The sequence below is a fragment of the Chlamydiota bacterium genome, assembly GCA_016178055.1.
In the GTDB taxonomy this organism is placed as follows: Bacteria; Auribacterota; JACPWU01; order JACPWU01; family JACPWU01; genus JACOUC01.
The window spans coordinates 43,750-49,953 of record JACOUC010000039.1; the positions used below are offsets into that span (position 1 = coordinate 43,750).

The 6,204-nt window shown below is 40.8% G+C and carries 9 protein-coding genes; 7 read left to right on the plus strand and 2 right to left on the minus strand.

The window, feature by feature from the left end; translation table 11 throughout:
- Positions 1-50 precede the first annotated feature (50 nt).
- Positions 51-1,469, plus strand: a complete 1,419-nt coding sequence (gene rlmD, locus HYS07_06080) for a 23S rRNA (uracil(1939)-C(5))-methyltransferase RlmD (protein ID MBI1870743.1) — start codon at positions 51-53, stop codon at positions 1,467-1,469.
- On the opposite strand, the gene grxD is transcribed toward rlmD, so the two are convergent.
- Together grxD and HYS07_06090 are read right to left on the minus strand one after the other, a co-directional pair.
- Positions 1,408-1,734, minus strand: a complete 327-nt coding sequence (gene grxD / locus HYS07_06085) for a Grx4 family monothiol glutaredoxin (protein ID MBI1870744.1) — start codon at positions 1,732-1,734, stop codon at positions 1,408-1,410. The two genes, rlmD and grxD, sit on opposite strands and share 62 nt — an antisense overlap.
- 98 nt (positions 1,735-1,832) lie before the next feature.
- Positions 1,833-2,129, minus strand: a complete 297-nt coding sequence (locus HYS07_06090; GenBank protein ID MBI1870745.1) for a BolA family transcriptional regulator — start codon at positions 2,127-2,129, stop codon at positions 1,833-1,835.
- Between the two features lie 162 nt (positions 2,130-2,291).
- Between HYS07_06090 and HYS07_06095 the strand changes: the two genes are divergently transcribed.
- The 6 genes from HYS07_06095 (at position 2,292) to HYS07_06120 (ending at position 6,087) form a co-directional block, all read left to right on the plus strand.
- Entirely contained in the window at positions 2,292-3,275 is a 984-nt protein-coding gene (locus HYS07_06095) for a class 1 isoprenoid biosynthesis enzyme (protein MBI1870746.1), read from the plus strand.
- Between the two features lie 15 nt (positions 3,276-3,290).
- Positions 3,291-3,524 carry a hypothetical protein gene (locus HYS07_06100; protein ID MBI1870747.1) on the plus strand — a complete coding sequence of 78 codons (234 nt, stop codon included), beginning with the start codon at positions 3,291-3,293 and terminating at the stop codon, positions 3,522-3,524.
- Between the two features lie 421 nt (positions 3,525-3,945).
- Complete coding sequence (locus tag HYS07_06105; GenBank protein ID MBI1870748.1) at positions 3,946-5,097, plus strand: AAA family ATPase; 1,152 nt, start codon at positions 3,946-3,948, stop codon at positions 5,095-5,097.
- A gap of 34 nt (positions 5,098-5,131) precedes the next feature.
- Positions 5,132-5,353, plus strand: a complete 222-nt coding sequence (locus HYS07_06110) for a hypothetical protein (protein ID MBI1870749.1) — start codon at positions 5,132-5,134, stop codon at positions 5,351-5,353.
- Positions 5,354-5,364: 11 nt separating this feature from the next.
- On the plus strand, positions 5,365-5,589 hold the full coding sequence (locus HYS07_06115; GenBank protein ID MBI1870750.1) for a hypothetical protein: 225 nt from the start codon (positions 5,365-5,367) through the stop codon (positions 5,587-5,589).
- Between the two features lie 276 nt (positions 5,590-5,865).
- Positions 5,866-6,087, plus strand: a complete 222-nt coding sequence (locus HYS07_06120) for a hypothetical protein (GenBank protein ID MBI1870751.1) — start codon at positions 5,866-5,868, stop codon at positions 6,085-6,087.
- Positions 6,088-6,204: the final 117 nt, after the last annotated feature.

The following is a 6,204-nucleotide window of genomic DNA, read 5'->3' on the forward strand; positions in this document are numbered from 1 at the left end:
AATCTATTTTTATCCACTTAGATGAAAACCCAATCTTCACAATAAAACCTATGAAAAATCCACTCAAGCTCCACCAAAAGCATCATCTAAAGATAGAAGGTTTTTCCGAACGCGGAGAAGCCATCGGTTTTATCAATCAGATTCCTGTTTATGTTCCTTATGCCATTCCAAAGGAAGAGCTGAAGGTTGATATTATTGAAGTGCGAAAAAATTTTGCCCGTGCTGAAATTCTTGAAGTCCTTGTCCCCTCTTCTTCAAGGATGGAGCCCCCATGCCCCTATTTTTATTCCTGTGGAGGCTGTCAATGGCAGCATATGGAAGAGCAAGCTCAATTAGTAGCCAAACGAAAAAGTGTGGAAGAGGCATTAAGGAATGTTCCAGGCGTGAGGGAAGGGATCATTAAAGAAACACTGCCTTCCTCTCAGATTTACCATTACCGAAATAAGGCTCAGCAACCTGTAGGATTAGAAAAAGGTCAAGTTATTACAGGATTTTTCCGACCCGGAACGCATGAGCTTGTTTCAATAGAAAATTGCCTGGTTCAAACTGAAATAGCAAATCAAGTGATTCAAACAACAGCCAAACTCATTTCCTCTTTGGATATTTTCCCTTATGATGAGGTTCAGGATGAAGGGGTGTTACGTCACATTTTGGTCAGAGAAGGGGTCCACACGGGAGAGGTCATGCTGATCTGGGTCACAAGAGAAGCCGATGTCCCTCAAATCGAAAATTTAGCCAAAGACATTTGCTCTCAATTCCCCCAAATTGTCTCTGTTATTCAAAATATCAATTCCCAAAAAACGAATATTATTTTAGGGCCTACTTCGAGGTTGATCATCGGAAAGCCTTTTATTTACGAAAAGATTCATGATTTGAAATTTAAAATTTCACCCAAAAGTTTTTTTCAGGCTAATACATTCCAGGCTGAAAAGATTTGTGACGTGGTTGAAAAAATGATTAACCCTAAGGGAACAGAAAATATCGTTGACCTTTATTGTGGGGTAGGGCTGATTGGATTATCTTTAGCGAAGAAAGTAAAACAGGTTTATGGAATCGAAAATGTTTCTCGAGCCGTCGAAGATGCCCAAGAAAATGCAAGCATCAATGAAATGACAAACATTCGTTTTTTATCTAAAGATGCGAGAGGGGGTCTTCTCCAGCTCCAGTCAGAAAAGATTAAGCCCAAAGTTGTCGTCCTTGATCCTCCACGTCAAGGATGTGAGCCATGGGTCATCGATTCAATCGCTGATTTAGCTCCAGACCATGTGATTTATGTTTCTTGTCATCTCAAAACTCTAGCAAGAGATTTAATCAAATTCACTGAAAAGGGTTTTTCAATTCTTGAAGTTCAACCCCTCGATCTTTTTCCACAGACGACACATGTTGAATGTATTGTGAAAATGTCCTTTATTGATGCCCCTCTTCCTTCAGCATCTCCTGAAGTTCTCCGCGTTCATACATTTCAGTAACAATGTCGCAGCCGCCGATGAAATTTCCATGAATAAAAATCTGAGGAACGGTTGGCCACTGGGTGTAATCCTCCAAGGCTTCCCAAAGTGCGTCATCGGCCAGGACATTCACTCCTACGAGATTTTTCACTCCGGCTGCTTTCAAAACTTCACAAGCCTTTGCAGAAAATCCACATTGGGGTTCTTCTGGAGTTCCTTTCATAAATATAAGAACAGGATTTGATTTTATTTTTTCGTCTATTTTTTGATGAAGGGGATGAGACATAAATACTCCTTTAAATTACTTTCGTTTACCTTCATTGTTAATTCAAAATCCAAAAATCAAAATGCAAAATGACAGACTAAAATCCAAAATTTCTATCGCTATTGCAAGGGAGACATTTTAAGTTTTGCATTGTCATTTTGATTTTTGATATTTGGATTTTCATGCTGCTCTGGACTGTAAGTTTTAAGAGTGAGGGCATGAAGTTCCCCAGACTGAATCTCTTTTTGAAATAAAGCATAGACCATTTTATGTTGTTCCATCATCATTTTTCCAGTAAAGATTGGAGAAATGATCACGGCTTGATAATGATCTTGGGTGCCCGTAAGATCAATGACTTGGGCCTCAGTTCCTTTGGCCCATTCGAGAATTCTTGACTTAATTTGTTCTGCTGTCATGAAAAAACCTCTCAATAGTGCCGATACTATTCTTTTTAAGTCTCGGACGCAAGTAGGGAAGTTTTAGATGTTTTATAAACCTTTCTTTGTATTTTTATTTGAAATTGTTCTAGAATACCTTATATTGGCTTTTGTTACTTCTTTCTGTGGGGGGATTTTCTATTGATCAAAATCGATGCCCATCAAGAAGTGGAAGAGATTGTTCATCAGATAGATGCCTTTATCGGCCATCTCCCTGAACCTCTCAAGTCTCTCGGAGGCGAGTTCGCCTCTACGGGCTATCCCTATCGCACGGCTTTTTTGAACAATGATCTGGCCTTTCCCGGCCTTCTCTTGCCCTTTTGGGTTGCCCAAAAATACGAGACGCATGTCCCTGATCCAGTTTTATTCCTCGAGAGGGTGCAAAAAATTGTTCGGGCAGCTCTTTTGGGTTACCTTTACATTCGCATTCAAGATGATATTTATGACCATAAGGAAGGTCATAATCCAGTCATGCTTCTCTTGGCCAATGAATTTATTCGGGAATGTTTTCAAATTGATTATGAACTCTTTCCTGCTCATTCGAACTTCTGGAGGTATTTTAGAACGGCTTGGCTTGATTTCTCACAGGCCACGGCCTGGGAAATCAAGAATTGTCGGGGAAAGATCAGACCTTTGGTAGCGGATGAGCTCTTGATGGAAGGGAAGAAATTGGCCTTTGCAAAGGTGCCCGTTGCTGCCGTTCTTTTGATGGCAAATCAGGAACAAGATTTACCCTGCCTTTCTAGAATCATTGATCTTTTGGCTACCTCCAGTCAATTATTAAATGATTTTGGAAGTTTGGAACGTGATTTAAAAACACAACATTTTACCCATCCCTTATCTCAATCCTTGGAATTTGAAGATGCGAATTCCTCTGCCAATCTTGGAGATGTTTTTTTTGAGAGGTTGTTACGAAAGACCTCGTTGGAGGATTTGTTCCAGAAGGTGGTGGAGTTGGATGATCGGGTATTAAGGCTTTTAGAATCGTTTTCCCTACCTTCCCTTGTTTTATTTTTAGAGGGAAGGACGAGGGAAGTCAAAGAGATACGCGAGCGTTATCTGAAATTGAAATTACAGTCTTTGTTGGGGGTGGGTAGGGGTGATGCAGTGAGTATTGAACATTAAAAGGGGGAGATGATTATGAGTCAGAAAGGAATTGAACAGTTAATTGGGAAGGCGTTGGTGGATAAGCAATTTCTGGAAGATTTTTTGAAAAATCCAGAGGGGAAGGTAAAAGAGGCCGGTTTCGATGTCTCATCTGAAGAGCTTGGGCAGCTTAAAAAAGTAGATGCTGTCAAGGCAAGGCAATTTTCTGAATCTTTCGCGAAGGAATTTGGCAAAAGGCAGCAAGCAATCGGTATTCCTTTTCTTTGAGAGTGGTATTGACATTCTTTCATGGAAATTTTTTTTGAAGTTGGGAAGGAGATTGGGCGAATTAAATGAAGGAGGGTTTTTATGAGCCAGAAAGGAATTGAACAGTTAATTGGGAAGGCGTTGTCGGACGGGAAGTTTTTGGAAGAGTTTTTGAAAAATCCGGAAGGAAGGGCAAAGGAGACAGGGTTGGATATTTCTGCGGAGGAACTTTCATAGATTAAGAAAATGGATGCTGAGAAGGTAAGGCATTTTGCAGAAGCTTTTTCACAAACGTTTGTAGATAGAAGACAAGGGGCCTTTGGATGAAAGGGGCTATGAGAAATTAAGAAATGAGACAGCGATTGCTCTTGACAAGATGTCTCGAATGTATAAAATGTAATATATTGTATTTAACATATTTAACATTTCATACAGCAGGGTCATGAAAAATCCGTTTTCTCCGACCTATCCAGTCAATCCTCAGTATTTTGCGAATAGACGGGATGTCTTAAATACATTTTGGCGCGCAGTGGAACGTTCCACCCAGACAAAGAATCCTACCCCGGACAACATCGCAATATTGGGAGAATGGGGAATAGGGAAGTCCTCCGTGTTAAGAAAGTTTGAAGCGATTGCATTGGAAGAGGCCCATCCCCGTCGAATCTTTTGTAGTCTCATAGAGCTGGTCCCCGTGGCCTGCAATTCCTTCGCCAGTTTTTCTGAAAAGGTGATAGATGATATTGATCGCAACTTTGTGACGCAAGCTTCTCTGGTGGCCAAAATTCGAAATGAAATCAGAAATTGGAGGATCTCTTCTGTAGAGGTTGGTTCAGTGTCCGTCGAGAAGAGAATCCGAAAAAAATCTTTAGCGACTCAATTTGAGGAGGCGCTCATTCATCTTTGGGAAATTTTAGAAAAGATCGGGATTGATACGGTGATTCTCATGCTGGATGATCTCCATTATCTTGCAGAGCGTTGTGGCGAGGCCTTGTATGATTTGCGAGGTATTTTTCAGGGATTGCCCCGTCATGGTTGCAATTTTATCTTGTGTTGTACGGGTAGAAGAGAGATGTTTACCCAAGTGCGTGAGTTGGCTGAACCTCTCACACGGTTCTTTAATATCAAATATTCCTTGGGATTGTTTTCCAGGGATGAGGCTAGAGAGGTTGTTCTCAAGCCGATCAAGCAATCGGGTATCGGTGTCAGAATAGAAGAAGCCGTAATCGCTGAGGTCTATCGGTTAACAACAGGACATCCATTCTTTATTCATTTTATCATGCGAGAACTCATCAGCCTAAACACAGGGAAGAGGATTACGATCAAGAATTTTAAAAAGTTTTATCCGAAGATTGAAGCCATTATGGTGAGAGAAAGGTTTGAAGTGGATTATTCAATTGCGAGTGCAAGGGAAAAGGAGATTCTAAGATCGGCTGCACATCTTTCTGATGGTCCATTTATGCCGCAAGATATCAGGATAAAAGGTATTCGTAATTACCTTAGAATGTTAACGAATAAGAATTTGGTCACGAAACATGAACGAGGAGAGTATTCGCTCTATCACCCGCTTTTTAAAAGTTTTTTGAAATGCTTATAAAGGTTGTAGTTCACGGAGGAAAGGAGAGTTTTCTATGAGTCAAAAAGGAATCGAGCAGTTGATTGGAAAGGTGTTGTTGGATGTAAGGTTCTTAGAAGAGTTTTTGAAGAACCCAGAAGGGAAAGTCAGAGAGAACGGGCTTGATATTTCAGCGGAAGAGATCGTTCAGATTAAGAAAATGGATTCTGCCAAGGCGAGAAGTTTTGCAGAATCTTTTTCGAAGGAATTTGCGTCTCGTAAACAAACGGGACTGTGAAAGGAGTTTGTATGAGCCAAAAAGGTTTGGAGCAATTGATCGGGAAGGCATTAGCGGACGAGAAGTTTTTAGATTCATTCTTGAAAAATCCTGAAGCGAAGGTGAAGGAAGCAGGATTGGATATTTCTGTAGATGAACTTTTACGGATTAAAAAGATTGATACGTTAAAAGCTAGGCAGTTTGCGGAATCCTTCGCGAAGGAGTTTGGGGATCGTAAACAGGGTCTTTTCGTCTAGAAATCCAGGGCCACCTCATTATAAATAGGCATATGCGCCGATTCCACTCAGGATAAAGCGCTATAGCAAGAAGTTGTAGTCGCCCCATTTATGGGGCTGCCGTGTGCCCCCTGCATGGATTGCCCGATGAATCGGGCGACTACAAAAAAACACGATGGGAAGAACTTTCATCACACACGATGATCTCGAAAGATCATTAAAATTAACATGTGCACGAACATGTTATGCTGTAGAATTGTATAAAAGTTACAGCAGAATTTTGGAAGGAGCCCATGAATGGAAGAAAGAACCGAGGACAAGAATGAAGTAGGGCGCTGGTTAGCAGTTCATGAAGTTCAAAGAAAAGAGCTCAAAAAAATGACAGTGGCTGATAAATTTTCCCAATTGGACTCTCTCATGATTTCGGGTCAATGGTTGGGCTTTAAGAAGCAGAGTTTTTCCAAGGAGAGAGAAGTCCACAGAAAATGGTTAAAATTATATAGGCTGAAGACTCCATGAGTCAGAAAAAAGAGGGCGTTTTATCTTTTGAGGAAGTCATGAAGGATTTCTACCACGTTGCATGTATGAAAAACAATGGGATTCAATGGATGGTCAGCAATGACAGTGTTTTTGACC